18 protein-coding genes and 1 pseudogene are annotated in these 22,496 nt (G+C 62.4%); 2 read left to right on the forward strand and 17 right to left on the reverse strand.

Annotation, left to right across the window (positions count from 1 at the left end; genetic code table 11):
- Positions 1-67 precede the first annotated feature (67 nt).
- The 15 genes from AB4Z20_RS05435 to AB4Z20_RS05505 form a co-directional block, all read right to left on the reverse strand.
- Positions 68-982, reverse strand: a complete 915-nt coding sequence (locus tag AB4Z20_RS05435; RefSeq protein WP_442089477.1) for a LysR substrate-binding domain-containing protein — start codon at positions 980-982, stop codon at positions 68-70.
- Complete coding sequence (locus AB4Z20_RS05440) at positions 979-1,764, reverse strand: cyclase family protein (RefSeq protein ID WP_079304120.1); 786 nt, start codon at positions 1,762-1,764, stop codon at positions 979-981. The genes AB4Z20_RS05435 and AB4Z20_RS05440 overlap by 4 nt, the downstream gene beginning before the upstream one ends.
- Complete coding sequence (locus AB4Z20_RS05445) at positions 1,751-2,758, reverse strand: NAD-dependent epimerase/dehydratase family protein (RefSeq protein ID WP_442089478.1); 1,008 nt, start codon at positions 2,756-2,758, stop codon at positions 1,751-1,753. The genes AB4Z20_RS05440 and AB4Z20_RS05445 overlap by 14 nt, the downstream gene beginning before the upstream one ends.
- Complete coding sequence (locus AB4Z20_RS05450) at positions 2,749-3,741, reverse strand: fumarylacetoacetate hydrolase family protein (RefSeq protein ID WP_258690910.1); 993 nt, start codon at positions 3,739-3,741, stop codon at positions 2,749-2,751. The genes AB4Z20_RS05445 and AB4Z20_RS05450 overlap by 10 nt, the downstream gene beginning before the upstream one ends.
- On the reverse strand, positions 3,738-4,310 hold the full coding sequence (locus AB4Z20_RS05455; protein WP_258690909.1) for a cupin domain-containing protein: 573 nt from the start codon (positions 4,308-4,310) through the stop codon (positions 3,738-3,740). The genes AB4Z20_RS05450 and AB4Z20_RS05455 overlap by 4 nt, the downstream gene beginning before the upstream one ends.
- Positions 4,311-4,373: 63 nt before the next feature.
- Complete coding sequence (locus tag AB4Z20_RS05460) at positions 4,374-5,324, reverse strand: PDR/VanB family oxidoreductase (protein ID WP_442089479.1); 951 nt, start codon at positions 5,322-5,324, stop codon at positions 4,374-4,376.
- The gene (locus tag AB4Z20_RS05465) at positions 5,324-6,361 is read right to left on the reverse strand and encodes an aromatic ring-hydroxylating dioxygenase subunit alpha (protein WP_253473653.1); all 1,038 of its coding nucleotides are present in this window, start codon (positions 6,359-6,361) and stop codon (positions 5,324-5,326) included. The genes AB4Z20_RS05460 and AB4Z20_RS05465 overlap by 1 nt, the downstream gene beginning before the upstream one ends.
- A gap of 48 nt (positions 6,362-6,409) precedes the next feature.
- Entirely contained in the window at positions 6,410-7,612 is a 1,203-nt protein-coding gene (locus AB4Z20_RS05470; protein ID WP_442089480.1) for an MFS transporter, read from the reverse strand.
- A 126-nt stretch (positions 7,613-7,738) separates the two neighbouring features.
- Positions 7,739-10,267, reverse strand: coding sequence for an efflux RND transporter permease subunit (locus AB4Z20_RS05475; protein ID WP_258690906.1), 2,529 nt, complete (start codon positions 10,265-10,267; stop codon positions 7,739-7,741).
- Positions 10,268-10,271: 4 nt separating this feature from the next.
- Positions 10,272-11,375, reverse strand: a complete 1,104-nt coding sequence (locus AB4Z20_RS05480; protein WP_258690905.1) for a WD40/YVTN/BNR-like repeat-containing protein — start codon at positions 11,373-11,375, stop codon at positions 10,272-10,274.
- A 72-nt stretch (positions 11,376-11,447) separates the two neighbouring features.
- On the reverse strand, positions 11,448-12,812 hold the full coding sequence (locus tag AB4Z20_RS05485) for a DUF1329 domain-containing protein (protein WP_214509231.1): 1,365 nt from the start codon (positions 12,810-12,812) through the stop codon (positions 11,448-11,450).
- Between the two features lie 12 nt (positions 12,813-12,824).
- On the reverse strand, positions 12,825-14,504 hold the full coding sequence (locus AB4Z20_RS05490; protein ID WP_024618264.1) for a DUF1302 domain-containing protein: 1,680 nt from the start codon (positions 14,502-14,504) through the stop codon (positions 12,825-12,827).
- A 128-nt stretch (positions 14,505-14,632) separates the two neighbouring features.
- The gene (locus AB4Z20_RS05495) at positions 14,633-15,757 is read right to left on the reverse strand and encodes an FAD-dependent oxidoreductase (protein WP_258690904.1); all 1,125 of its coding nucleotides are present in this window, start codon (positions 15,755-15,757) and stop codon (positions 14,633-14,635) included.
- 178 nt (positions 15,758-15,935) lie between these two features.
- Complete coding sequence (locus AB4Z20_RS05500; RefSeq protein WP_442089573.1) at positions 15,936-16,298, reverse strand: Rieske (2Fe-2S) protein; 363 nt, start codon at positions 16,296-16,298, stop codon at positions 15,936-15,938.
- Positions 16,299-16,313: 15 nt separating this feature from the next.
- The gene (locus tag AB4Z20_RS05505; RefSeq protein WP_253473638.1) at positions 16,314-17,252 is read right to left on the reverse strand and encodes a VOC family protein; all 939 of its coding nucleotides are present in this window, start codon (positions 17,250-17,252) and stop codon (positions 16,314-16,316) included.
- 327 nt (positions 17,253-17,579) lie between these two features.
- Between AB4Z20_RS05505 and AB4Z20_RS05510 the strand changes: the two genes are divergently transcribed.
- The gene (locus tag AB4Z20_RS05510; RefSeq protein ID WP_253473635.1) at positions 17,580-18,491 is read left to right on the forward strand and encodes a LysR family transcriptional regulator; all 912 of its coding nucleotides are present in this window, start codon (positions 17,580-17,582) and stop codon (positions 18,489-18,491) included.
- 25 nt (positions 18,492-18,516) lie between these two features.
- On the opposite strand, the gene AB4Z20_RS05515 is transcribed toward AB4Z20_RS05510, so the two are convergent.
- Both AB4Z20_RS05515 and AB4Z20_RS05520 read right to left on the reverse strand, forming a co-directional pair.
- Entirely contained in the window at positions 18,517-19,380 is an 864-nt protein-coding gene (locus AB4Z20_RS05515) for a methyl-accepting chemotaxis protein (protein ID WP_442089574.1), read from the reverse strand.
- Positions 19,375-20,436 (reverse strand): annotated as a pseudogene (locus tag AB4Z20_RS05520) (HAMP domain-containing protein); the annotation flags it as partial. The gene AB4Z20_RS05515 and the pseudogene AB4Z20_RS05520, both read right to left, overlap by 6 nt.
- Before the next feature lie 430 nt (positions 20,437-20,866).
- Between AB4Z20_RS05520 and AB4Z20_RS05525 the strand changes: the two are divergent.
- Entirely contained in the window at positions 20,867-22,024 is a 1,158-nt protein-coding gene (locus AB4Z20_RS05525; RefSeq protein WP_018600356.1) for an alpha/beta hydrolase family protein, read from the forward strand.
- The last annotated feature ends 472 nt before the right edge of the window (positions 22,025-22,496 follow it).

The following is a 22,496-nucleotide window of genomic DNA, read 5'->3' on the forward strand; positions in this document are numbered from 1 at the left end:
GATTGACTGACACCCTACGAGGCGCGCCCCCCACCGAATACTGCTGGGGATGCAAAGCAGCTATCGCTCAAATCGATGGCATGGACAGATTGCAAATCAGCCGTCGCACTTCACGGGAAGCACGGGTCAAGGGGCGACGGGGCGACTCGACCAGCACGACAAAGCGCTCCAGCACGGGCTCGATAATGCGCGATGAAATCAGTCGTTGATCCAGCGAGCCCGGCAGCACAGAGGCAATCGCATAACCTCCGCCAGCCGCGACGACTTCGTACTGGAGCTGGACGGAGTCGGCTTCCACGGCAACACACAACTCCACGCACTGTTCGGCGGCCAGATGATCGAGCCTGGCCCTTAACAGATGGGGACGCCCCGGGACTACCAGTGGCAATCCGGATAGCCGCTTCAACGCAATGTCTCGCTCGGCAAGGAGCGGATCACAGGCGGGCCCTATCAAATGCAGCGCCAGCCTGGCCAGTAGATACGCCTCGCCGATGCTGGCTTCGTTCTCGCGCAGGACCAGCGCCATATCCAGACGACCATCCTGCAACTGCTCTTCGAGTTGCGCACTCGCGCCCTCGATCAGGTGCAATCTCACACCCGGCATCTGTGCTTGTACCGCCGCGAAAAGCGTACCGGCAAACCGCCGGACCGCCGAAGGCAGCATCCCTACGACTACCTCCCCCACCGGTTTTCCACGCCGGGTACGAATGTCATCGGCCAGGCCTTCGGCGTCCACGAGAAGACTCGATACGCAAGGCAGCAACTGCTCTCCAAACTCAGTCAGGAGCACCCCACGGCCGGTACGATGAAACAGCCGCTCGCCACATTGCGATTCGAGCTGAGCAATGTTTCGACTGACCATGGACTGCGGCATATCCAGTAAAACAGCCGCTTTACTGAGACTTCCAGCCGCCGCGACCCGCACAAACAATGTCCAGCGGGGATCGACAATCGTCAAAGCAGCGTCCGCAGTCACGCTCATTCCTCGAAAATCGCTACGGCACGGACGAAACCAGCCGAAGCGTGCCTGATCTTGTAGGGGAAACAGGACACCTGGAAACCATGGGCCGGCAGGCATTCCAGGTTGGCCAGTTTCTCCATCTGGCCGTAGCCGATGTCACGTCCGGCCTTGTGCCCTTCCCAGATGATCGAGGCGTCGCCCGTGGCGGCGAAGCGTTCGCGCGTGTACTTGAACGGCGCATCCCAGCTCCAGGCATCGGTGCCGACCACGCGCACGCCGCGCTCGAGCAGATACAACGTGGCCTCGCGGCCGATGCCGACCCCGGCATCCAGATACCCAGGCTGGCCAAACAGCGCCCCGGCGCGGGTGTTGACCAGGACAATGTCCAACGGCTGGAGGACGTGTTCGATGCGTGCCAGCTCAGCCTGCACTTCGGCGGCGCTGACCACATGGCCATCCGGCAAATGACGAAAGTCCAGCTTCACGCCCGGTTGCAGGCACCAGTCCAGCGGCAGTTCGTCGATGCCGAAAGCCGGCTTGCCACCGTCCGTGGTCGAGGCGTAGTGCCAAGGGGCGTCCATATGCGTACCGCTGTGCGTCGTGATCTGCAGGCGCTCAGCCGCCCAGGACTCGTCGCCGGGCAGTTGCGCCTTGGACAGGCCAGGAAACATCGCGGCCATCTCCGGCCAGCCTTGCTGATGGTCCATGTAGTCGATTTTCGGCAGCAACGGCGGTGGATCGGTGTAAGGGTTGTTGTCCAGGGTAACGGACAGGTCCACCAGGCGGCGTTTAGTTGATTGCATTTTCGCTCACTCCAAGCGCCACCCGCCCACGCGCACGACGCGTCGGGGTAGCCGTGTTCAAGCTGTTACGAATCAAGGCGGCTGCCGAGCCGTCATGGCGAAAGCCAAGGGCGCGGGCCAGAGGGGTTTTCATCGCTGGAAAATTGCCGAACAACGCTTGCAGCCCAGCATCCGGAGCGAAGCTGATCAACCCGCGACGTTCCTGGCCATAGGCCGCGGCCAAGGCATCGATGACCTGGGCAATGGACAGGTGCAACAGCGGCAATTGCCAGACGCGTGACTCACCGAGCTCGGCAGCCGGCAGTTCGGCGGCCCGTAGCAGGTTATCCACGCAACACCGCACGGACATCCACCATGCCTGCGCCTGCGGCGAGACCGGGCAGCAATATGGCTGGCCCTCGGCGACGGCGTGCAGCAGGTCGCTCATGAACGCCGAACGCAGTCCATTGGGTTCACGTGGACGGGCGACAATGCCGGGCAGGCGCACGGCACGACCGTCCACCTCGCCTCGTCGGGCAAGGTCGTTGAGCGCCATTTCCACCATCACCTTGTGCGCACCGTAACTCAGCTGCGGGCTCGGCACCGCACGCTCATCCATGCGGGTCGGCAGATCGCCGCCGTACACCGCCACGCTGCTGGCATACACCAGCACCGGCCGACCCGGCTGTTCGCGCAACTGGTCAAGCAATTCCAAGCTTGCCAACAGGTTGACCTGATAGCCCAGCCAATAGTGCTGCTCCGCCGCGCCACCCGGGACGCTGACCAAGTGAAAAACCACATCAATGCCATCGGCCAACGCGCGGCGCAATAACGCGGCGTCGGTCACACTGCCGCAATGCCGGCGCAGGCGCTTATCGTCAGCAAAGCCCACCAACTCTTTATCCAGCAGGATCAACGCGCTGATCGACCGGCCTTGTAACTCATTGGTTTCGAGCAATCGTTTCACCAGCGCCCGGCCGACAAAACCATTGGCCCCGGTAATCATCACGCGCATGGGAGGCCTCCGTGCACGACACGCTGGTCTATCGCTCCGAAGACCGACTGCCCTTGTGGGTCGAAGACTTCCATGCGCACGCGATCACCGAAGCGCATGAAGGGTGTCTGTGGCGCGCCCTGCTCGATCATCTCCACGGCACGACGTTCGGCGATGCAGGCAGCGCCCACCGTGGGATCGGCATTGGAGACGGTGCCAGAACCGATCAGGCAGCCCGCCCTGAGGCGCCGGGTCAATGCCGCGTGGGCAATCAACTGATGAAAACCGAAATGCATGGCGCCGCCATGGGCATGGCCAAACCACTTGCCATTCCATTCAACCTTCAGCGGCAAGTGCACACGCCCATCGCGCCAGGCCTCGCCCAATTCGTCGGGGGTGACCGCCACCGGGGCAAAACTGGACGAGGATTTGGCTTGGATAAAACCGAAGCCGGTCTTCATTTCACGGGGGGCGAGCGCACGCAGGCTGATATCGTTGACTTGCAGAATGAGCCGAATATGACTGGCGGCCTGTTCTGCCGAGCAGCCCATGGGCACGTCATCGACCAACACCGCGTACTCGCCTTCAAAGTCGATGCCGTGGGCCTCACTCGGTAGAACGATGTCGTCGTGGGGGCCCAGGAAATCATCGCCACAGCCCTGGTACATCAGCGGGGTGTGTTCAACGCCTTCGATCGGATCAAGCGCAAACGCCTTCTGCATCCGCTCCCCGTGGCTGAGGAACGACGAGGCATCCAACCACTGCCAGGCACGCGGCAAGGGTGCAGCGGCCTGCGCTGGATCGAAGGCAAAGGCACCGGCCTGGGTGCCCTCATTCAAGGCCTCATACCGCACGCGCAAAGCGGCCTCGACGCTGGACCAATGATCGATGGCATCCTGCAGCGTCGCGGCAATATCACTGGCATCCACCGCCCAGGCCAGGTCGCGGGACACCACCAGCAGGCAACCGTCGCGGTTGTGATTCTTGAGAGTACTGAGCTTCATGCCTGTTCTCCTTGCAGCCCGGGCGCGAAGCGGCCATCGAGCAGCACGAAGAGCATGCGGGCCATCTGCTCGGTGCGATTGCTCCAGGCGTGGTTGGTGCCGCGCTGCACGACGATGTCACCGCGTTTGAGATGCACCTCTTCGCCATCGAGCACCAGCCAGACCTCACCCTCGGTGACCACACCGTAATCGAGGGTTTCGGTGCGGTGCATCAGCTTGTGCCTGGAATCAGCCTGCCCCGTGCCGGCATGGGCCTGGCCTATTTCGGCGAAGGCCGCCGCCGCATCCTCGGCGCTGACCTGGTTCTGCACGCTGTCAGGCGGAATATCCACCACGCGGATGACACTGCCCAGCGGTGCAGGACTCAACTGAAGCGGTTTGCAGGTGGGGTCGTCGCCGTTGTCCAGCACGGCCGGGCTGGCGCCACTGTTCCAGATCTCATGGAAGACCGTGCCGGGTACGGCCTTGAGCGCGAAGCTGTTGGGCGTCGGGCCGCTGAGCGCGACCACCGCCTGGCCCTGGGCATCGTGCCCGGTGACCACGCGTTTGAAACCAGGAAGTTGTTGCATGTTCGACTCCTCAATCAATTGGCGAAGCACAGCAGCAGGTAAAAATGGATTCATGGAAAAACCTTAAAGATCGAGCACCAGCCGCGCACTCCTGGCACGCGAGCAACAGGGCGTGAACTGGTCGTTGCGGGCTCGCTCGGCATCGGTCAAGAACATGTCGCGATGGTCCGGCTCGCCTTCCAGCACGCGCGTGAGGCAGGTGCCACAGATGCCCTGCTCGCAGGACAACGGAATATCGATCCCCGCCTCCAGCAGCACCTGGGCAACGCTGAGCGCGGCCGGCACCTGGAGACACTGTCCCGTGCTGGCCAGTTGCACCTCGAAGCTGCCCGCCTCACCCGTCGGGACAGCGGCGGTAAAGTACTCACGGTGCAGTTGCGCCTCGGCCCAGCCCCGCTCGCGCGCCGTGCCGAGCACGTGCTCCATGAAGCCAGTAGGGCCACAGACATACAGGTGACGGTCACTCGCCGGCGCGGACAAGACCCGAGCACTGTCCAGACGCTGAGCATCCTCACCATCGTCCACATGAACGTGCACGCAATGGGCAAACGCCGAATGGCAGATGTACTCGATAAAGGCCATGCGTCCGGCCGAGCGACCGCAGTAGTGCAGCTCGAAAGGCGCGCCGATCCGCGCCAGGCGCTCGGCCATGCAGAGGATCGGCGTAATGCCGATGCCGCCTGCGAACAGCACGCTGTACCCGGCCGCATGCTCCAGCGGGAACAGGTTGCGTGGCTCGCTGATGCGCAGCCGGCTGCCTTCGTGCACGTGTTCGTGCATGGCCTGCGAGCCGCCGCGAGACGCCGGGTCGAGCAACACGCCCAGCAGGTAGCGGTGGCGTTCTTCGGGGTGATTGCACAGCGAGTACTGGCGCACCATGCCATTGGGCAGGTGCACGTCGATATGCGAGCCGGCGCTGAAAGCCGGCAGGATGGAATGCTCGGCCGGGGCCAGTTCAAAGCTGTAGATGCCTTCGGCTTCGGGGCGCTTGCGGGTCACAACGACATCGATCATCACTGGCTACCCATTGGCTGTTCAGCGGCGATCAACCGACGCAGGACACGTCGGCAACGCACAGCCCCAGCGTCGACTGGCAGCAGCACCGGGTTAAGGCCAAGCAGCTCGACCTCGCCAATCTGACGCTGTTGAGCCTCGACCATGGGCTTGTCTTCACCGGCGAAAATACCGATCAACATCTCCTGGACGAAGGCATTCAGCTGCGCATTGTCCTGCTCGAAACTGCGCGTGTTGGCAAAGAAGTAATGGGTATTGGTCGCGTCCTGCGGTGTCATCAGATGCAGGTTCCACGTGACGGGCCCCTCTTCCCTGGGGCGCCCTGGAGGCGTGGCACCACTGCCCAGCAGCATCAGGCCGGGGGCGTGCCAGATGACCTCGGCCCAGACGTCCGCCCGGCTCGGATCTTCCAGGTGGGCGCCAAAAGCCGGTGGCGGTACATCATCAGGCGCCCACCAGCTGATGCGCACGCGATCGTTGGGCAACTCCTCGATGGTGGCGCGGGTGCGTGACAACGCCCCGCCACCGAGCGTATCGGGGTGCAGGAAATCAACGTGGCTCAAGTCCATGATGTTGTCGGCCAGTAGCTCGTAGTGCGCGCGCGTAGGCAAATACCCATGGCCTTTGGCATCGGTTGGCGCCTGCTCGAAGAAGGAGAAATCAGGAATCAGCGCATCGTTGGCCAAGCTCGGATCGCCAGGCCAGACCCAGATCGCGCCATGGCGCTCAGCAACCGCGAACGCGCGGACACAGGCAGCCTTGGGGATACTCCCATCGCCATGGGGGTTGTGCGTACATTGGCCACTGCCATCGAAACGCAAGCCGTGGTACGGACACTGAACGCTGTCGCCGACAATCTTGCCCATGTGCAGCGGGGCAAAACGGTGCGGGCAACGATCGGCGAGCGCCTGGATCGCCCCCTGGCTATTGCGAAAGAACACGATGGGTTGCTCGACGATGGTTCTGCCAAGCATCCCACCTTGCTCCAGCTCGTCAGCCCATCCAGCGATGTACCAGGTGTTGAGCAAATAGCTCATGATGTTCTCCTCGGTTTTCTTATTTTGATGAAGCGTCGAATGGGCAGATCAGCGATCAGCGTCTGCGGCCACCGCAGCGGGAAAAGCTGACCTGCGGCCACGCAACCGAATGCAGGCCAGGGCCACCAAGAGTTGAACGCCCGCGACGATTCCCAGTGCGGAGGGCAAAGCGCTGATCATTCCCCCGGTGATCGCCAGCACCACCAGCGGGCTGGCGAACTCACCGGCAAAGAACATCGCCGTGAAGCCGCCGGCGGCGCGGCCGCGTTGCTGGAAGTCGACCTGGCTCATGATCCAGGTGAGCAGGGTCGGCATCATCAGACCGATGCCCAGGCCGTTGACCAGGACGGCGATCACCACCAGCCCATGACTGTCGGCCACCGCCAGCAGAGCGCCACCGATACCGGCCGCGACGAAGGCCAGGAGCATCTGCCGGTGCGCAGGGACACCACGCAACAGACGAAAACTCAGGGCGCCGACCAGGACGCCAAACTGACTGGCGCCCATGGTCATGCCGATCTGCTGCGAACCTTCGACATGCAGCAGGTTGAGCAGGTAACCGACTTGTACCGGCACGATGAACAGGCTCAAGCCCGCCAGGAATGCCAGGGCATACAACGGTGCCAGGGGGCGCCAGGGGAATGCCCTGCCTGCCGCGGTTGGCGCGGTGACGACCTGCGCCCGCGGCTCCCACAGCAACCAGACCATCAGCGGCAGAAACACCAGCCCCAGCCCATACAGGGCAAACGGCGTGCGCCAGCCGTGCTCGCCGAGCACACCACCGACGGCAATGAAAATCGCCGCCGACAACGAGGTCGCAACCATTTGCAGGGCGAACATGCGCTCACGCCGCGCACCGCTGTAGTAGTCGCCCATCATCGTGGTGCAGCAGGTCATGATCGCCGCTTCGGCCACACCGATGCCGGCGCGGCTGATCACGATGACCTCTAGCGACTCCAGCCATAGCGGCAGCACCCCACAGACGGTGTAGAGAAACATCGCACCGATCAGCAACGGCTTGCGCCCCAGTCGGTCGGCGATGATCCCGGCCACGGGTGCCAACAGCGCAATCATCAATGCCGGTAGCGTCAGGGCAATGGGCACCAGCACGGCCACACCCGGCGTGTCGGCGAAGTGCTCCTGCATACGCGGCAGGATGGGAGCCAGCAGCACCGCACCGAGCACCGGCAGGCAACTGCCGAGTAGCAGCAACAACGACTGTGGCAAACCTGCCTGGCGCTCAACGCTCATCGTGCACCTCCGCGGGTTGGGCCGCGCAGAACGCCATGCCGAAGGCACTCAGGCCGGCGATAAGGTCAATCCATAAAGACTGCTGGAACAGCGATACGCGAGGCATGGGAAAGTCCTTTCTTGTTGTTATGAGGCGACGGGATTGGCGGCGGTTGTCGTTTGATCGTGTCCCGAAGCCAGGCGCAGCGAGTGCTTCACGCAGGCCCCCTCCTCGGCTACGGCCGGCATCAGCGGCAGGCTCGTCGGGTGGTTGGGTATGGCCTCGGCCTGCCCCGTGCTGACACGTTTGCTCGGCAACAGGAAGTGAGCCAGGGCCGGCAACAGCACCAGCGCACCGACCATGTTCCAGACGAACATGAAGGCCAGCAGCACGCCCATGTCGGCCTGGAACTTGATCGGCGAAAACATCCACGTGGCCACGCCGATCGCCAGGGTCACACCGGTCAGCATCACCACCTTGCCGGTGGACAGCAGTGCCCGGTAGTACGCCTGCGACAGGCTGGTGCCCTGGCGCATATGACCGAGCAGGATGCTCATCACGTACAGCGCGTAGTCGACGCCGATGCCCACGCCGAGGGCGATCACCGGCAGGGTCGCAACCTTGACGCCGATGTTCAGCCAGACCATCAGCGCCTCACAGAGGATCGATGTGAGCATCAGCGGGATCACCGCACAGATCGTGGCGCGCCAGGAGCGGAAGGTGATCAGGCAGAGCAGGATCACGGCGCCGTAGACCCAGAACAGCATTTCGCGGTTGGCCTGCTTGACGACGATGTTGGTCGCGGCCTCGATCCCGGCATTGCCCGCAGCCAGCAGGAACTGGACGTCGTCGGTATTGTTCGCCGCGGCGAATTGCTCGACGTGATCCACCAGGCGACTCAGGGTTTGCGCCTTGTGGTCGGAGAGGTAGACGTACAGCGTCAGCAGGCTGCAGTCTTCGTTGTACAACCCGCGCGGCGCCCCAGCGGTGACCATGTTGAGCATCGCCTGGTTGTTCTGCAGCTCATACCACTTCGGGCTGCCTTCGCTCAGACCCACCAGCATCCGGCGGTTGAGCAGCGCCAGCGAGTTGGTCGAATCGACCCCAGGCAAGGTGCGCAACTGCCAGTCGAGCGCGTCGACCTTGCGCAGGATGTCGTAGCGCGAACAGGCGCTGGCTGGCGTCTTGATCATGACCGCGAACAGATCGCTGCTGGCGCCGTAATGACGGGTCAGGAACGCGTCATCCTGGTTGTAGCGCGAGTCCGCCCGCAGCTCGGGCGCGCCTGCGTCCAGATCCCCAACCTTCAATTGCAGACTGACGATGAAGCCGAGCGTCGCCAGTGCCAGGCTCAGGGCGATGCACAACGCCGCCCAGCGCCGCTGGGTGAACAAGTCGAGAAAGCGCCAGAACCCATGGCGACTCTGACCGGCCTGTTCAGCGTGCTCGCTTTTCAGGCTCAGTCGCGCGGCACGGCGGCTGACGCCCACGTAGGAGAGCAGGACCGGCAGCAGGATCAAATTGGTGAAGATCAGCACGGCCACACCGATACTGGCGATCATCGCCAGGTCCTGGATCACCTGGATCTTGATGATCATCAGCACCGCAAAGCCGACCGCATCACACAGCAGCGCGGTGAGACCGGCGAGAAACAGGCGGCGGAAGGTGAAGCGTGCGGCGACCACACGGTGCATGCCACGACCGATGTCCTGCATGATGCCGTTCATCTTCTGGGCGCCATGGCTCATGCCAATGGCAAACACCAGGAACGGCACCAGCACCGAATAGGGGTCCAGTTGATAGCCCAACAGCGGCAGCAGGCCGAGCTGCCAGACCACCGCCACCAGCGAGCAGAACACCACCAGCAAGGTGCTGCGAATGCAGCGGGTGTACCAGTAGAGCACCACGGCGGTGATCAGGATCGCCACGGCAAAGAACACCAGGATCTGCCGCAGGCCGGCGATCAGGTCACCGACTTTCTTGGCGAAACCGGTGATACGAATGTCGATGCTGTCGCTCTGGTACTGGCTGCGCAGCGATTCGAGTTGTTGCGACAGCCGGGTGTAGTCCAACGGCTGGCCATCGGGGGTGCGCTGCAGCAGCGGTACCTGGATGATGCTCGAGGCCTGGTCGAACGCCACCAACTGGCCGATTTCGTTGGACAGTTGCACATTGCGCCGCAATGCCGCCAGGCTCGCAGCGCCGCCATCGTAGTTATCCGGAATGACCGGCCCACCGTCCAGGCCCGCTTCGGTCACCGCCACCCAGCGCGTGGCCGGTGTCCAGAGCGACTTCATGTACGCACGGTCGACACCGGGCAGCAGATAGATCTTGTCGCTCAACGCCTGCAGGGTCTTGAGGTAGGCGCTGTCGTAGATGTCGCCCCGCTTGTTGACCACCGCGATGCGCACCGAGTTACCCAGCCCGCTCAGTTCCTTCTGGTGCTCAAGGTAGTTGGCGATATAGGGCTGATGGGTAGGAATCATTTTTTCGAAACTGGCATTGAGCTCGACACGACTGGACTGCCAACCCAGCACCAGCGTGGTCGCCAGGCACAGCAGCAACACCCACAGGCGATGGTTGAACAGGGCTCGCTCGAGCACCGAACCGGAACGCGGATCAAAGTCTTCGAACGCATTCGCGGGGGACTGGGAAAAATTTCCAGGGGACGTCATAACCTCACTCCGAAGCGGCAGTGGATGGCTGCGCAAGACGCTGCAGCCCGGTGAAACCGGCAACGATCAAGCTGCCATCGGCGGCCTCGATCACACTTGAAACAGGTTTGCCCAAGGGCTCGCCCAGTGACTGCAGCGTCGCCCCGGTCTGCTCACCATTGAGAAACAGCGCGCCCCCCTGGTTGACCAGCAGCACTTGGCCGCCGGCCAGGCGGGTGGCGTCGTTGAAAGAAATCGGCAGAGGGACAGACAGGTGCTGGAAGCTGGCGCCACCGTCATTGGAGATAAAGGCATTGCCCCTCAGGCCACCCACCAACAGGGCGCCATCGGCGCGGCTCTGCAAGGTGAAGAAACTGCCTTCATAGGGGCTTTCCAACTGGTTGAACGAAACCGCGTCGTCATCCGAGCGCGCCAGGTAACCCTGCTCGCCAGCCAGGAACCAGCGCGTATCCTGATGACTGATGGCATACAAGTGCATCCCGTTCGGGTTGGCGATGTGCCCCATCAGCGACTGCCACGTGGCGCCGCCGTCCGCGGTCCACAGCGCCAGGCCGTAGGCACCGACGATCAGCCCGTGTTGTGCATCGATGAATTCGAGTGCCAGGAAGGGTTTGTCAGCGCCATCGGCAACGAGACGCTCGGCACTTTGTACGCGTACCAATGCGTCATCCGGGTTGGCAGCGGTGGCCTGGTCAGCCTTGGCTGCGTCCAGTTCGAGCTGAGCCGCACGCGCACCGTCGAGTTGCAGCGTCCAGTGCTCGCCACCATCGCGGGTGACCAATACCACGCCAGCGTGACCCACTGCCCAGCCATTGCGCGCATCGACAAACTGCACCGCCGTCAGGCTGACCGAAACCGGTACCGGGGCCTGGCGCCAGCTTTGCCCGTTGTCATCGGAGAGCAGCACCAGGCCGCGCTCGCCCACCGCCACCAGACGTGTGCCGGCCCGCGCCAGATCGATCAATACGCTCTTCTGCGCCGCCGGCACCGGCATGGCCGGGGTGCTCAACGGCGCGCCCACGGCAGTCGGCCCTGCCAGGCAATCGCTGGTGGCGAAGGGCAAATACAGGGCCAAGAGCACAGCGCCCGCCTGACTGATTCTGTTCATAACCTAACCTCGGAAAAACACTCGCACCCCAAGGGCAGACCGACAGGCCTGCCCTTCACGCTCAGCTCAGACTCAACGCACGCCGCGACCGGCCATCGCCGCTGGCGAGAACTCCGAGGCCTTGTAGCGATCGACCGCGTGATACTGATCCGGCAATCCGGCGTAGACGTTCTGGATAAACCACGCCCCCGAAGTCAGGTCATAAAAACCGGCAGACAGTTGCACCAGGCCTGGCAGGTCGGGCAGTACGGAAGGCAGTGACCAGAGGGTCTTGGCCAGTTGACCGCTGGCGTCCCAACGGTCGCCGAGCAGGGCTTGCCAGGTGTCTTCGTCGAGGTAGTAGCGGCCTTTGGGCAACTGGTGACGCTTACCGGCGGCCAACGTCGACTCGACTACCCAGACGCGGTGCAACTCCCAACGCACGTAGTCAGGATTCAGATGGTGCTTGGCGAACAGGTCTTGCGGCTGGGCAGCGGTCTGCACCTTGTTGGTGTTGTAGGGAACGTACATTTCCTGCTTGCCCACCAGTTTCCAGTCGAACCGGTCCGTACGGCCCTGCCACACGAACAGTTCGTCGAAGGACATGACCCCGGCGGTGGACGGCGTCGGTGTATCGCAGCAGGCGTTGGGCAGCGTGCGCACCCGGCGCTGACCGGCCAGATAGACATGGGCCTGGGATTTTTCGCCGTTGATGTTCTCACGCCCCAGGATCTGTTCGCCGGCACGAATCGCCGGGCCGGAATTGACAAAGTGCACCTGCCAGTAGTCGCCCGAATAGTTTTCAGGACCGCCCTCCTCGAAGTAGTAGGGCATCTCCTGGGTCAACAGGCCGTCGCTGGTCATCACCTGGTTGCCGTCGGCCGTCATCAGGTAGTGGCGAAAATGCGCCGCCACCGAGGTGCCGCGCCAGTTCAGCAGGTGGTTCCAGATGGCTTCGGTACCGTTCTGTGGAATCGGAAACGGGATCCCGCCATAGGCGCCGTCGGGGATCAGGCCGGCGCTGCTGTCGACCAGTTTGGCGCGGGTCGCGTTCTTGAGCGTGTTGTCATAGACCCACTGCGGCGCGGCGGCTGTGCGCCGGGTCGGATAGACATCGATGCGATAGGTGTCCGGGAAACGCTTGAACAGCTCCTTGGTGCCGTCGCTGAGCTTGTCGGCGTACTTGGCCAGGTTCTGGGCGGTGATGCTGTACAAGGGTTTGTCCGCGGCAAACGGATCGCCACGCTTGCCGCCGGGTATGTAGGCCGGATCGACCTTGGTGTAGCCGCCATCCCAGGCCGGGATGCTGCCGTCGGCATTGCCGGCTTTCTCGGCACCGAAGGGTGTCAGGGTCTTGCCCAGCGCGGCCGCTTGTTCAGCGCTGGCCGCCAGGGTCATCGGCGCGGCAGCGGCCAGCAGGGTTAAGCACAAGGCCTTTAGAGTGAACTGAATGGTCATGCGCGAATCCTCTTAGAACGTGGTCTTGACGGAGAAAGCCAGGTAGTCCCGGTCCTTCAACGACTGCTTGTAGTTGAACTGGTTGGCGGCGTTGAGGCTGGTGTCCTCGGGACCGTAGAAGTGGGTGTAGGTCAGCCCCACGGTCACTTGGTCCAGGTAGGTGGCGGAGACGCCGATGTTCATGTCGCCTCCTCTATCGGGGCCGAACCCGCTGATCACCGCCGACTTGCCCATGGGGAAGTAGCTGATGCCCACTGGCACGCTGATATCGACGCCAGGGAAAAACTGGCGATAGGTGGGCGTGTACACCAGCTTCAAGCCCAGGCCGTCATCAGTGGCGTTAGGGTCGAGGGCGGCGCGGTTCCTGGTCACGGCCAGCAGGCGGTTCCAGGCGATCTCCCCGACCAGACTGGCCTCATTGGCGACGAAGGAAGGGCCCAGCGATGCCAGGACGTTGAGGTTGACGTGAGCCGTCCGGCCGACGGCGTACAAGGCGTCATCATTGTTGTCCGCATCGACGCCCGCCAGGACGGTCTGGGCGTTGGACACCAACGGCATGTTCCAGCGCATGGACGCCTCACCGGCAAAGCTGTACTCGTCGACAGTTGTGGCAAAACTGGCGCCCAGGACACGGATGTCTTCCGGGTAAACCCAGGAATATTCGCCGACTTGCCCGGTACTGAAGTTCGGCCCGGTGGCATTCGGTTTCAAATACAACGTGGGCGTTTTCTCGTGATACTGCAGCGCGTACAGGCCGTAATCCGCCGTCCCGGTGTTGTACTTGAGCTGCAGGCCGCCCTGGCCGGAGCTCCTGGCTTTCTTGTCCTTGCCATGGAAAAACGCGGCCGGGCTGTTGGCATTACCGCCAAGGAAATCCGGGAATGGCCCGCCAGTGATCAGCCGTTCATTGCCTTCACCGATGGTATCGCTGGTGGAGAAATAGCTGCCGGCGCCCGGCAAGCGGGTGGCCTCCCACTCCAACTGGTAAAAGGCGCCCAATGACACATCGTCGGTCAGTTGGTAGGCGGTCGAGAGCTGATTGACCGGCCGGGTGATTTCCTTGAACTGGGTATTGGGTACCGATTGCGCCTTGACCACGTCCACCGGCGCCATGGCCCCGGCAATGCCGTTGCCACCGAAGAACAGGCTTTCACCCCAGATCAGGCCGTGGCGCCCCGCGCGAACCGATAAGGAGCGGTCGGCCAGCTCACCGTTCCAGTAGACAAAGGCATCCAGCAGTTCGCCGTCGCCGCCATGCAGATGACGGGTGTCGCTGGTGAATTCATCGAAGCCCACCGAACGCTGGTTGGCACTGGCCGCGTCGTTATTGTCGTTGCGGTCCTGGTAGACAGTGTCATACCAGGCGGCACCGCTCAGGCGGGCACCGAAGTTGTGATAACCGATGTCCAGTTCGGAAAGAATATCCAGGCGATTGGAGATCAGCCCCTTGCCGAAATTGTGATCGCCGTCATTCTGGTTCAACGCCGTCTGCCCTTCGCTGAGCTTGCTGCTGGGGTCCTTCAGGCGCCAGGCCGCGCTGTACTTCAGCGTGTTGTCCCAGCGCAAGCTGAGATCGGGGTTGCCGGTATCGATCTGAAAGGCCTGGGCGGCCGAGGCGCCAAGCCCCAGGCTGGCCGCAAGGGTCAGGGTGAAGGGGACGCGCCGCGACGCAGCGATCTTGCGAGTAGCCATCGAAGTAACCCTCTTTATTGTTGTTGTATGTCAGCTCTTCTGGTGAAACGGCGCCCGCAGTCGAACCGGGCCAAGCCTGCACAGGCATGAAGCATCCATGGGAGAGCGAATTCGGTTTTGCCGGCGCCTCAGATGGGCTGTGCCGTGACCTCGAGCATCCGCCTGACCAGGCCGATCCGGTCGAAGCCGCTGTCGTGGGCCATTTCCTTGTCACCGGCCAACACCGAGCTTTCGCTGATGAATTTGCAGCGCTCATAACGGCGCGCCATAAAGCGTTCGAGCTGCCGTTCGACGCTGCCACCGGCGCCCAGCTCTTCGCCAAGCACGACGGCATCTTCAATGGCCATGCCGGCGCCCTGGCCCAGGTGCGGTGTCGTGGCGTGTACTGCGTCGCCAATCAACACGACACGGCCGCGGTACCAGGACTCACTGACGAACACCACCTCCAGCGGCTTGTAGACCACCTGTTCGCTGTCGATTATTTGCTCGCGCAGTTCGCCGATCAGCCCAGTGAAGCCGCTCAGGCGCTGGCGCATCCGGGTCGCCAGCGTGGCGGCATCCATCCTCGGGTTGGCGGGCTCGTGGGAGGTCACGAACAGGTACATCTGGTCGCGACCCAGCGGCACCAGCCCGGCATTACCGGCGGGTCCCTGGAAGGTGGCCAGATGATCGATCCCGGCGGCACGCGGGAAGTTGTAGCGCCACACCGCCTGGCCGGTGAAGCGCGGCGGGTACTGGTCGCCGAACAGCAAGCCGCGCATTGTTGAGTACAGGCCATCGGCGCCCACGACCAGGTCGTAACGACCGCGACTGCCATCGGTGAACAGCACATCAACGCCCTCGCCCACCTGCTCCAGCGTCTCGACGCTCAGGCCCAGGCGAATCGAGGCGCCCAGGGCAATGGTGGTTTCGCTGAGGACTTGATGCAGGGCCAGGCGCGAAATACCGACATTGGCCGGATACTCGGGGCCAGCCAGGCGCTGACCGGGGATTCGCGCCAGCTGCTCACCAGCCGTGGTATTGATGGTCAGATCCTCGAACGCGTAGGCGGCGTCCAGGTAGCCGTCCAGCACACCCAACTTGGCCATCTCACGCACGACGTTACTCTGCTGGATGATGCCAACGCCGTAGACGGTCCACTGTGCCTTGAGCTCGACAAGGTCGACGACGATGCCTTTGCGACGCAAAGCGATTGCGGCACACAGGCCACCGATACCACCACCGACGATAAGCACCTTTTCCACTGCGTTCATGCTCGTTTCACTCTTATTCTTGTTATTCACGCAAGCGTTCTGCCGGAGCGTTCCCAGGCTTCACGACCGGCTGTTTCTGCACGCATTCGCTACCGCGTTGTGTTCACTTTCTCGGCAAAGCAGGCGTTTGACTAATCGCATGTAGGGATACGATGTATCAGCAACCGCGATACGTTAACTAAGGTCCACACGCTTCCAACTGACCCGCTTCGAGCACCAGCCAATCGGCCTCTGCATGCCATTGCAGCGCACTCAGGCGTTCCCCCAGGCAAGGCCCGTAGACACACAGGCCACTGTCTGGAAGGAACCGGGCACCATGGGCGTAACAGACGATCTGGCGGCCATCGACACTGAGAAAACGGTCCTTGCGGTACTCCAGCCGCACCGCCAGGTGCGGGCAACTGTTGCGATAGACCCGCACCTCGCCGCCATGGCGCAGGGCGAACACGCTGTCCTTCCCCGTGCCCAGGGGATCGAACCCACGGGCTTGCCCTTCGACCACGTCATCCAGGTGACAGAGAACAATGGCGTCGTGACTCATGGACGACATTCGCACTCAGGCCTGCTTGGGCGGCGGGCCGCTGGGGAACCATTTTTCCCGGGAAGTGAACAGGAACAATTGCGAGTTATCCGCCGACAATGGCGCCTGCCGCGCTTGCCAGGCGTCATCGTGCTTGTCCATGTCTGCGTCGTATTCGATGTGGCAGCCCAGCGGGCTGTTGAAGTACCAGAACCAGTTGGAGCCAAAGAGGTGACGGCCCGGTCCCCAGAAGCTGGTCCAGCCTTGCTGCTCGAAGCGGCGCCCGGCCAACAGCACTTCCGTGCCGCTGCCCATGTGAAAGGTGAAGTGCTCGCACCCCTTCATATGCGGTGGCGTCTGGATCATGAACAAACAGTGATGGTCATCGGAACCGGCGGGACGCATGAACGGACCCGCGCCAACAAAGGTGTCGGTGGTCACGAAGCCCAGGCGTTTGTAAAAGGCCTCGGCCTTGGCCGCATCCGGCACGAAATACACCACGTGGGACAGGGTCCGCGGCAGGGCCTGCATATCGGGGCTGATGCCCGGTTGGTTGACCGGGCGCTGGGGGGCATGGCCCGGCGCATTGGTCAGGTCCGCCGGCGCGCTGTACGCACGCCGCACACTGATCTGGAAACCAATGGCAAAGCCCATGTCGTCCACACTGTGCACGGAACCCTCGGCACCGCGGGTCACCAGGCGATCACGCCCCAGCTCATCGGCGATGGCCTCAAGATCAGCCGCGCTGGCCACGCCGTAAACGGTTTCACGAATCGAAGGCGCAGGCCCGATGGCCGCCGGCAGACTGGCATCGTCCGCACGACGGATAATCACGGCAGTGCCGTCGAGGGCTTCAAAACGACCGCCCTCGCTGTCGACATCGACAGGCAGCAGACCGTAGTCACGCAGGCAATGAGTACAAGCTTGAATATCGTCGACGCCAAAAATCAAGGCATCAAGGCCAATGATGTTCATTGAGTTACCACTCCATTGTAATTATTCAGCGCAGGCCAGCACCCCGCTTGCGGGAGCCGTGCCAGGCGGAGCGCTGCCGAGGCTGGTCTTGGAGTCGATAAAGCCTCACGGCCAACCGACTGTGGGCCGATACTGAAGGGGCAGAAACGCACTGACTAATCGCTTGTCGGGATGCGACCTATCGGCAAATGCGATACCTGGCTGCACCGCGCCAAGTGCCGTGAAAAATCGAACAGGCGTCGCTCGATTCGCCCACTCATGGGACTTGACGCCGCGATAGGAAGGTCGGAAGGTATTTACAAAATAAATACAAGAATCGAGACCGCCATGCGTTTTAACCACTTGGATCTCAATCTCCTGGTGGCGCTTGATGTGTTACTGGAAGAGCAGAACATCACCCGCGCCGCCGAACGCCTGCACATGACCCAATCCGCCACCAGCGGCGTACTAGGCAGGCTGCGCCTCTACTTCGAAGATGAACTGCTGGCGCAGGTCGGGCGCAAGATGCAGCCCACGCCCTATGCCCGTGAACTGGCGGCGCCCGTGCGCCAGGTACTGCTGACGATCCAGTCCTCGATCACCGCCAAACCGGTGTTCGACCCCGCCACCAGCAAGCGCCATTTCCGCCTGATCACGTCGGACTATCTGATCAGCGTCCTGTTTGCCCGGGTGATCCAGAAAATCTCCCTGGAGGCCCCGCACATCACTTTCGAACTGCTCGGCCCCGGCGACACGTCCACCGAGCTGCTGATGCGCGGCGAGGCCGACATGATGATCGTGCCTGAGCGCTATCTCATCGAAGGCCACCCATCGCAGTTGCTGTTCGAAGAAGAGCATGTTTGCGTGGTGTGGGACGGCAACACCCAAGTGGGCGACAGCATCAGCCTCGATCAGTACATCGAGATGGGCCATGTCTCGGTGATTTTTGGCCGCAACCGGCAGTTAAGCGTCGAAGAATGGCTGATGAGCCAGTACGGTTTCACCCGCCGCATGGAAGTGGTGACCCACGACTTCAACACCCTGCCGCAACTGATCGTCGGCACCCAACGCGTCGCCACCATGCTCCAGCGCATGGCCAGGCTCTACGCCAACTACCTGCCGTTGCGCATCCTGCAACCACCGGTGAAAATCCCGGTGATGCGTGAGTTCATGCTCTGGCACCGGACCATGGAGGGGGATCCGATGCACCGTTGGCTGCGGGCGAAAATCAGTCAGATCATCAACGAGCTGGAACAGTAGTAGCAGCCATTGCTCGCGGGCGAGGTCAGGTACGAAAGTGCCCGACGGCCGCCTTGAGCTCGCTGCCAACCTGTTGCAAATCGGCCGTCGAGACTTGCAGCTGCAGGCTTTCCCTGGCACTGCCCTCGGCCACTTCGCGCACCCGCGTCATGCTCTGGCTGACTTGCTCGGCCACCACACTCTGCTGCTCGGCAGCCGCGGCAATCTGCTGGTTCATCTGCTCGATGCGGGACACCGCCCGGGTAATCCGCGCCAGTGCCTGGGAGGCTTGTGCGGCAAGCACCACCGTTTCATCGCTCAGCACATGGCTGCCTTGCAAGCGCTCGGCGGCTTGTTGGGCAACACTGCTCAGACGAACGATCAACCCTTCGATTTCCGTGGTCGAGCGCTGTGTGCGTCGTGCCAGGCCACGCACCTCATCGGCGACCACAGCGAAGCCACGACCATGCTCCCCCGCCCGCGCGGCCTCGATGGCGGCGTTGAGCGCCAGCAGGTTGGTCTGCTCGGCCACCGCCTTGATGACATCGAGCACACCACCAATCGCCGCGCTCTCCACCAGCAAAGACCGCATGGCCTCGGCACAACCACTCATCTCCACGGCCAGGTGGTCGATCTTGCCACCCGCCTGGCGAACCAGTTCATCGCCCTCACGTGCTTGTTGGTCGGCATGCGCCACCGCTTCGCTGGCCTCACCCGCGTTGCGCGCGACCTCCTGCGCCGTGGCGGCCATCTGTTGCATGGCGGTGGCGGCCAGTTCGGTTTCCTGGCGTTGATGTTCGACACCACGGCTGTTGCTCAAGGTCACTTCGGCCAAACTGCCGGCCATGCCGTTAAGCGAGCCGACACCTCGGTCGATGCGCCCGACCAATCCCCGCAGACTGCCCAACATGCTGCCCACGGTGCCCAACAGTTGGCCCAACTCATCACGACGACCACTGTCTGACGGCGGATCACTCAAGTCCCCCGCTGCTACGCGCTGGACCAACTGCACGGCCTGGCGCAACGGCTGCACAATCAACTGGCGGATCAGCAGGCTGGCGCCAATGCCCAAGGCGAGTGCCAGAACAGTGATCAAACCCAATTGGCGATCGGCATTGCGATTATCGTCCAGGACCGCCTGCCTTTGCTGCTCATCGGCCTGGGCCAGCAGCTTGCTTACCTGCTCGGTCTGCGCGTTCATCGCCGCACTGCTTTGCGCACTTTGCCCACGGCTGTCGACGAACTCGCGGAAGGCCTTGCGGTAGTCGCCCAGGGCAGTGCTCGCCTCCTGCAGCGACTCGCCTTGCTGCTCGCCAAGATCCAGTGCCTGCATGGCGGCCAGCAGGTCACTCATGCTCATTTCCCAGTCGCTGCGGTAACGCTCCTCGCCATCGAGCGAGTAGTACAGCTCGCTGTCACGCAGTTTGGCGAGTTTGTCCCGCAACGCGGCCGTCTGCTCAAGCCGCACCATCTGATCGCTGTCCGGCGGTGTCCCCTGCCCCAACCGGGTGTTGAGCACATCCAGTTGATCGAGAAACAGCAGGGTAAAACTGTCGCCAGCCGTCTGCGCCAGTGCCTGCATGCGCAAGCGCGCCTCCCGAGCCCGACGCAACGAATCGGCATAGCCGAGAAACTGCTCCAGATACGTGCTAGCGGCCGTGCGTACTGCGCTATTGGCGGGCTCAGCATCGAGTTGCCGGTTCAGTGTGCCGATCACCTCGCGGACCTGGTCCAGGCGCTGTGGAGCAAGGTCCAGGGCGAATGCTTTCTCGGCGATACGCGCACGCAGGATCAGTGCCTGGATCGACGACTCCTGACGCGATTGTTCACCGCGCTGCTGCAACACACCCAGGGAACGAAAAGCAGTGACCGCCACCGCCAACGTCACCAGCAGCACCAGGCCGAAACCCAGCGACAGCTTGGCCCCCACCGATAGATTGCCAAACACACGGCTCAGTACAGGCATGTCCGACTCCTCGCACGGTCATGGAAAAACAGCCTGCCCTTGGCGCCCAGGCTGATCGCTGTGCCGGGTTTGGACTCACTCATCTGCCGATACCTTATTCTTGTTGTTGTGCGCGCCAGGGACTCCGACCAATAGCGCGGTGTAGCCGCAACTCTAATGAGTCGTACCTCGACGACACCAATCGCATCCTGCGTTATGAGCAATCGCAAAGTACGATGATAGGTATCCGGATTTGCGGCTTGAACAGTGAGAAGTGAACCCTTAGGCCATGGCGCACACACGCTCTATCAGCGTTCGCAATACCTCCCATCCCGACTCGCGATTGGCCAAACCATTGGCCTCCCCTTAGCCTGCTTCGAACCGTCAGGCCTGGCCATTCCCGCGCCGGACCTGGCCGCCTGCCGTTGCTTGCACAAGGACAATAACAATCATGTTCCGCTACTTCCCGACCAACTACGTGTGGAATCTTTCCGTCGACCTGGCCATTGAAATGGGCGCCCGCATCGGCGAAATCGAAGAAATGTGCGCGCCGCTGCAGGAGGCCGCCAAACAACCGGACGCCGCCGGTAGCAAGGCCTTCCGTGAGACCTGGGCGAACATGGCCGACAAGCTGTGCGGCCTGGCTGAAGAAGACGAAGGCAAGGGTCGAATGTTGTCTGCCGGGGAAAAATACAACCGCGCCGCCACCTACTACCTGAGCTGCGAACGCCTGCAGGCCCATGGCGCTCCTGGCCGCACGGAGCTGTACCAGCGCTTTTTGCACACCTTCCAACGCGGTATCGAACTGGCACGAGAAAACTGCGAGCGCGTTGAAATCCCTTACGAAGGCAAGCACATTTCCGGCCTGCTGGTCCGTGCCGAAGGCGTCAGCGGCCCAGCGCCGATTCTGGTGCAGGTCAATGGACTGGATTCCACCAAAGAAATGAAATACCGCGTCGGCCTGCCCGCCTGGCTGGCCAAACGGGGCGTGTCGTCGTTGATTATCGACCAGCCTGGCACAGGCGAAGCACTGCGCCTGCATCACCTGACGGCGCGTTTCGACAGTGAGCATTGGGCCAGCCGTGTAGTGGACTGGCTGGAAACCCGCGACGATGTCGATGCCAAACGCATTGGACTGGAAGGTGTGTCACTGGGCGGCTACTACTGCCCGCGCGCGGTCGCCTTCGAGCCGCGCTTCGCTTGCGGCGTGGTGTGGGGTGCCAACCATGACTGGCGTGATGTACAGAAGCGTCGCCTGGAAAAGGAAGGCAGCTTCCCGGTGCCGCATTACTGGTCGCACGTGGCCTGGGTATGGGGCGCCAAAGACACCGATGAGTTCATGGCCATCGCCGAGAATGTTCATCTGGACGGCATCCTGGATCGCATCAAGGTGCCTTTCCTGGTCACCCACGGTGAAAAGGATTCGCAGATTCCCCTGAAGTGGGCACACCGTACCTACGAGCAGTTGGTCAACAGTCCGAAGCGCGAGCTGAAAGTCTTCACCGAACGTGAGGGTGGCGTGCAGCATTCGAGTTTCGATAACAGTATCAATGCTGGTCAGTACATTGCCGATTGGGTGGCTGAAGTGCTCGGTGGTCGTACTGCATGAGAGGGGTTGAACGTCCCGGCACGACTGTAATGCTGTTCACTTAGGAAAAACGGCGCTTCTTTCAGAAATGGGAAGCGCCGTTTTTTTTGGTTTTTTTTGAGAAAGCTCGGTGTCTAGTTGCTTTGGTGTGTATATCCGTTGCTGCGGTAACGGCCGCTTATGGTTCCGCTCTTACAGCGGCTCACTTTTGGAAGAGCGCCAAAAGTAAGCAAAAACGCTTTGCCCCACCACTCGGTGCCTCGCCTAGGCTCGGCATGCCTGAACGAAGGCATTGCTCCGTGGGCCCGCCGCGAAGGGCCATCCATGGCCCAGCGCGGCTAACCCGACATCCATGCCGGGTTGCCCACTGCGCAATACCTTCGTTCAGCCAGCGTGGTTAACGGGGCGCCCGAGATCAACGTCCACCGCGAGGCGGCCTGGTAGCCGACCTGGTTCTTGGTGGGACCGCGTTTCTCCTGTGGGAGCGGGCTTG

The organism is Pseudomonas sp. KB_12, assembly GCF_052114545.1.
Taxonomy (GTDB): Bacteria; Pseudomonadota; Gammaproteobacteria; order Pseudomonadales; family Pseudomonadaceae; genus Aquipseudomonas; species Aquipseudomonas brassicacearum.

Bases quoted from the DNA above. Each gene is read 5' to 3' on its own strand.
- AB4Z20_RS05435 (WP_442089477.1), bottom strand. From the start codon at position 982: ATGAGCGTGACTGCGGACGCTGCTTTGACGATTGTCGATCCCCGCTGG.
- AB4Z20_RS05440 (WP_079304120.1), bottom strand. From the start codon at position 1,764: ATGCAATCAACTAAACGCCGCCTGGTGGACCTGTCCGTTACCCTGGAC.
- AB4Z20_RS05445 (WP_442089478.1), bottom strand. From the start codon at position 2,758: ATGCGCGTGATGATTACCGGGGCCAATGGTTTTGTCGGCCGGGCGCTG.
- AB4Z20_RS05450 (WP_258690910.1), bottom strand. From the start codon at position 3,741: ATGAAGCTCAGTACTCTCAAGAATCACAACCGCGACGGTTGCCTGCTG.
- AB4Z20_RS05455 (WP_258690909.1), bottom strand. From the start codon at position 4,310: ATGCAACAACTTCCTGGTTTCAAACGCGTGGTCACCGGGCACGATGCC.
- AB4Z20_RS05460 (WP_442089479.1), bottom strand. From the start codon at position 5,324: ATGATCGATGTCGTTGTGACCCGCAAGCGCCCCGAAGCCGAAGGCATC.
- AB4Z20_RS05465 (WP_253473653.1), bottom strand. From the start codon at position 6,361: ATGAGCTATTTGCTCAACACCTGGTACATCGCTGGATGGGCTGACGAG.
- AB4Z20_RS05470 (WP_442089480.1), bottom strand. From the start codon at position 7,612: ATGAGCGTTGAGCGCCAGGCAGGTTTGCCACAGTCGTTGTTGCTGCTA.
- AB4Z20_RS05475 (WP_258690906.1), bottom strand. From the start codon at position 10,267: ATGACGTCCCCTGGAAATTTTTCCCAGTCCCCCGCGAATGCGTTCGAA.
- AB4Z20_RS05480 (WP_258690905.1), bottom strand. From the start codon at position 11,375: ATGAACAGAATCAGTCAGGCGGGCGCTGTGCTCTTGGCCCTGTATTTG.
- AB4Z20_RS05485 (WP_214509231.1), bottom strand. From the start codon at position 12,812: ATGACCATTCAGTTCACTCTAAAGGCCTTGTGCTTAACCCTGCTGGCC.
- AB4Z20_RS05490 (WP_024618264.1), bottom strand. From the start codon at position 14,504: ATGGCTACTCGCAAGATCGCTGCGTCGCGGCGCGTCCCCTTCACCCTG.
- AB4Z20_RS05495 (WP_258690904.1), bottom strand. From the start codon at position 15,757: ATGAACGCAGTGGAAAAGGTGCTTATCGTCGGTGGTGGTATCGGTGGC.
- AB4Z20_RS05500 (WP_442089573.1), bottom strand. From the start codon at position 16,298: ATGAGTCACGACGCCATTGTTCTCTGTCACCTGGATGACGTGGTCGAA.
- AB4Z20_RS05505 (WP_253473638.1), bottom strand. From the start codon at position 17,252: ATGAACATCATTGGCCTTGATGCCTTGATTTTTGGCGTCGACGATATT.
- AB4Z20_RS05510 (WP_253473635.1), top strand. From the start codon at position 17,580: ATGCGTTTTAACCACTTGGATCTCAATCTCCTGGTGGCGCTTGATGTG.
- AB4Z20_RS05515 (WP_442089574.1), bottom strand. From the start codon at position 19,380: ATGTTGGGCAGTCTGCGGGGATTGGTCGGGCGCATCGACCGAGGTGTC.
- AB4Z20_RS05525 (WP_018600356.1), top strand. From the start codon at position 20,867: ATGTTCCGCTACTTCCCGACCAACTACGTGTGGAATCTTTCCGTCGAC.